This window comes from Chryseobacterium sp. C3 (assembly GCF_014218905.1).
GTDB lineage: Bacteria > Bacteroidota > Bacteroidia > Flavobacteriales > Weeksellaceae > Chryseobacterium > Chryseobacterium mucoviscidosis.
The window spans coordinates 1-4,541 of record NZ_JACLCU010000020.1 but is presented as its reverse complement, the minus strand read 5'-3'; the positions used below and the strand labels follow the sequence as shown (position 1 = coordinate 4,541).

Sequence of the window (4,541 nt, the reverse complement as noted above, 5' to 3'; positions counted from 1 at the left end):
AAGCAGGATATTAGGATCTACCCGAACCCGGTAACGGATTATGTGTATGTGGAGCTTGGGTTTGAGGGCTTGAGAGAAGGAACGTTTGAGGCTGAAATTGCGGTGTACGACATGGGCGGAAGAAAGCTTGAAACGGTAAAAACGAAAAACAAGATCACCAAGATCAATACCCAGCCGCTGATTCAGGGGGCGTATCTGGTGGTGGTGAAAACCAGTGATAAAACGGCGAATGCTAAAATGATTAAAAAATAAATATGATGAAGAAAATAATAACCATACTTATTACAAATATATTTTTAAATATTTACGGGCAAAAAATGGATCATATCCAAAATATTACGCCACAGCCACCAGAAGTAAACGCAATTTTAAAGTCATTTGAAACACCAGTTTCATTATACACAGGAAGTCCGGATATTTCAATTCCTGTTTACAATATACAAGAAGGTGATATCAATTTTGATATTAAATTATCTTATAACAGTACCGGAATAACAGTAGGTGAAAGAGCTTCCTGGGTTGGATTAGGATGGAATTTATCTGTTCCAACCTTAATTAGAAATGTAAGACAAGTTCCTGATGATTTTCCGCAAGGTTTTTTCTATGAAACAAATTATAAAGTCGAAAATGTTTATAATATAGAAAGTACTGTTGGTCCAAATATTCCGCTTACTGAAATTACTAACGTTTGTCCACAATGTAGCATTATAGGAAATCTGTATAAAGATGGTCAGTTGGATTTAGAATCAGATGATTATAGAATAACACTTCCCGATGGTAAAAGTATTTCGTTTATGGTTAATCAGGAGAGAGATGTAGAACATCCCATTGGTCACATTGTACAATTTCCTGATTCGGATTATAAGATTGATTATATTTCTTCTACCGGAAATTGGGAAATTATAACTCCTCAAGGATTTAAATACATATACATTGCAGGAAATAAAATAATTGCACAACATACTTATACCATCGGAGGAACATCTATTGGAACAGAAACCTCAATTAAAGATCAAATTTATAACAGTACATGGATATTATCAAAAATTATTAGTCCAAGTAATCATATTCTTAATTTTGAATATGACTCTGTTCTTTATGAAGATTGTGACCTAATTAACCAAATAAAAACAGTTGCGTATGATGAAACTGCTTTTCCTGATGATGGAAGGAATATTGTTTATACAAACTATTCAAAAACTAAAGGAACAAATTTATATATAAGTAGAATTTGGGGAAATTTTGGAGAAGTAACTTTCAATAAAAATGAACGTTTAGATTATACTATATATGGTAAAAAATTAAATGGTATTGATATAAAAAGTAAATCGGGTTTAGTCAACAGAATATCTTTTGATTATGATTATATGATAAGTACTTCTGTATCTCCAAAATATACTTGCAATAGATTTGAAAATGAAAACGACATTTCCAAGAGGCTTATGCTGAGGAAAGTCATATTCAATTCTCAAACTCCCAAACCTGTATCATATCAATTCAGTTATAATAATCTTCCTTTACCCAACAGGCTGTCTTATGCAAGGGATTGGTGGGGATATTATAACGGACAAGATAATAATCTGGGATTAACACCCAGTATTGATCTAGTTATGGAAGAAGACAATAACAGAGATGTAAAACCAGCTTTTGCAAAAGCTGGAATTTTAGAAGAAATTCTCTATCCAACAGGAGGGAAAACAAAATTTCAATTTGAAAGTAATAGAGGTGTTTTTCATGAATATAATACTTCGCAACAGCAAAAAATTCATGATATTATTCCGTTTGTTCTGCAAGATCATCTCTTTTCAACAAATGAGAATATAACTCCGATGCTAAATAAGGTATATCAGTATCCTTTAAATATTTCAGCGGATCAGGTAACTACTAAAGCAATGCAGACAGTTGAATTATTTACAACAACTAATCAATGTATTTATCCTGATGACTCTCTCCCCTTAAGCAACAGTTGCTCCATTTATTATTCCGTTATTGATAACAATAATGAAATCATTATACCTAAATCATTACTGAGAAATAATGTAACAAGAACTTTAGAAATACCTAGAAATAAACTATCTAATGGACTACAATTAAAGGTAGAACTATATGCAGGAAAAAACCTTCCTTATACTCAGGTTTTCGATTATAATCAGCATGAAGCTACGATCAGTTTTAAAAATAAGGTAATTGATACAACTTTAGCTAAAATGACTCAATATGGTACCGAGGTTCCTTTTGGAGGATTAAGAATTAAGAAAATTGAGAATTATGAAAATAATATTAATCCAACTATAAAAGAATATGATTACAAATCTGAAGGTATAGAAAGTGGGTTGTCATTATTTGAATTAGACTTTCTTCAGACAACTCCAGGAAGATTGTTTGTAACATCACAAAGCAGATTTCCTATGCAGACAGGGAACGGATCGCTAATAGCCTATACTGAAGCAAGGGAATTCAGAGTAAATCCTGCTACCGGTGAACGCAATAGTATTTCGCATGGTTTTGATAATAAATATTTGTGGGGAAGCTATGTTGGTTCATGCTTTTTTAATAGCGGAATAGGAGATGGATTACAGTCAGGTTCTGTACCTTGTTACGAAAACCCTATGAATGGTAAGTCTATTTTTGTTAATTATTCAGACAAAAAAATAGAAGTTTATGATTACCAAAATGTAATGACTGCTGGCAAAAATTTAAAAAGAGTCTATGGCTTAGATTATGACAGAGTAATAAAGCCTAAAGATTTTACTTATATGATGACAGGACCAAATCAAGTTTATTTAGGGGCACATTTTTTCTATTATAATTTTAAAAACTTTGATGAACCGGATTATTCTAAAGAGTCTAAAGATATCTTTAATGGAAATGAAGTAATTACAAAAGCAGAATATAAAAGCTTGTATCCAACTCATCATCAGATAACAAAACAAATAATAACTAATCCTGATAACAGCATCACAGAGACAAATTACCAGTACGCCCACGAAAAAAACAACCAGTTAATGATCAGTAAAAACATGATCGGCATCCCTTTGGAAACCACCGTTACGCAAACCGTTGGCGGTGTTACCAAAACACTGGGCAAAACAGAAACGGTTTACCCGGCTTCCCTTCCTACGCTTCAGGCAGGAAATCTCGTGCTTCCGTTATCCCAGAAATCGTATGATAAACTCAGCGGTACTTCATCCACCGATGTTACCTACGACAGATACGATGAAAAAGGAAACATCCTTCAGTACACCACCAAAGAAGGAATTCCGGTAGCCATTGTCTGGGGATATAACAAAACCCAACCCATTGCCAAGGTGGAGGGAATCACTTACGACCAACTGACTTCCGCAGTTCCGGTTTCAGGGATTGTAACGGCGTCCGACAATGATGCCGCAGATCCTGCACAGGAAAGCCTTCTTCTCGATGCCCTGAACAGCTTCAGGAAACAGCCGGCTCTTTCAGGAAAGCTGATCTCCACCTACACTTATGATCCGCTGATCGGGGTAACCAGCATCACCCCTCCGTCCGGGGTAAGACAGACTTACACCTACGATCCGGCAAACAGGCTGAAAGAAACAGGAGTAAGAGGAAAAAACAGCGCAGGAAGCTATATCAACAAAAAAGTGTCTGAAAACAAGTACAACTACAAACCATAACACAAACATGAGAAAATACAGTACAACCAAAGCATTCTCCCTGTTGGGGCTGAGCATTGCCGCGATGTCCTTTGCACAGTCCCAGAACGAGAACTACATACAGTCCCAAAGCTGTCTGAATGACGACTGCAGCCGGAAATCCGAGACCATCACTTACTTTGACGGTCTGGGAAGACCTAAGCAAATCATCAGTGTAAAATCGGCACCCGGCGGAAAAGACCTGGTAACGCCCGTTACCTATGACGGCTTCGGAAGACAGGTGAAAACCATCCTTCCCGTGCCTGCCGCCACCCAGAACTCCTCCATCCATACCGGAATTACCGATGAAACGGCTGCCAACTCCTATTACGGGGTTTCCAATGCATATTCTGAAAAGGAAATGGAAAACTCCCCGCTGGACAGGGTATTGCAGCAGGCAAGCCCGGGAGAGCCATGGAAGATGAGCTCGGGACACACCCAGAAGCTGAAGTACGAAACCAACCTGGGAACAGAGGTGAAGAAATTTATCACCAGTACAACCACCAGTACCGTGAACAATGTTTCCACCACGGTTTCCACGCTTTCGGTTTCTTCAGATAATTCAGGATATTATTCTGCCGCAACACTGTACAAAAATACCGTTACCGATGAGGACGGAAATCCTGTAACGGAATTTAAAAACGGACAGGGACAGACGATTCTGGTGCGCAGAAACGACGGGGCACAGAATGTGGACACGTATTACGTGTACAACGAGTACAACCAGCTGGCTTTCGTCCTTTCCCCGAAAGCGGTAAAACAGATTTCAGATAACAGTAACCTGATTACGGATGCCATTTTAAACGAGCTCTGCTACCAGTACCGGTACGACGGAAGAGACCGTCTGGTTGAAAAAAGACTGCCCGGAAAAGA

3 protein-coding genes are annotated in these 4,541 nt (G+C 37.6%); all 3 read left to right on the top strand.

Annotated elements, in window-relative coordinates:
- Window positions 1-252: T9SS type A sorting domain-containing protein (locus H6W53_RS21335; RefSeq protein ID WP_185209611.1), on the top strand; the 252-nt coding region annotated here is incomplete at its 5' end.
- A 5-nt stretch (window positions 253-257) separates the two neighbouring features.
- Window positions 258-3,650: a hypothetical protein gene (locus H6W53_RS21330; RefSeq protein ID WP_185209609.1), complete on the top strand. Its 3,393-nt coding sequence runs from the start codon at window positions 258-260 to the stop codon at window positions 3,648-3,650.
- Window positions 3,651-3,657: 7 nt separating this feature from the next.
- A partial coding sequence (locus H6W53_RS21325; RefSeq protein ID WP_228457855.1) for a DUF6443 domain-containing protein occupies window positions 3,658-4,541 on the top strand: 884 nt, incomplete at its 3' end.

What these genes read in the sequence shown, in the direction of transcription:
- H6W53_RS21330 (WP_185209609.1), top strand. Translation starts at nt 258, where the DNA reads ATGAAGAAAATAATAACCATACTTATTACAAATATATTTTTAAATATT.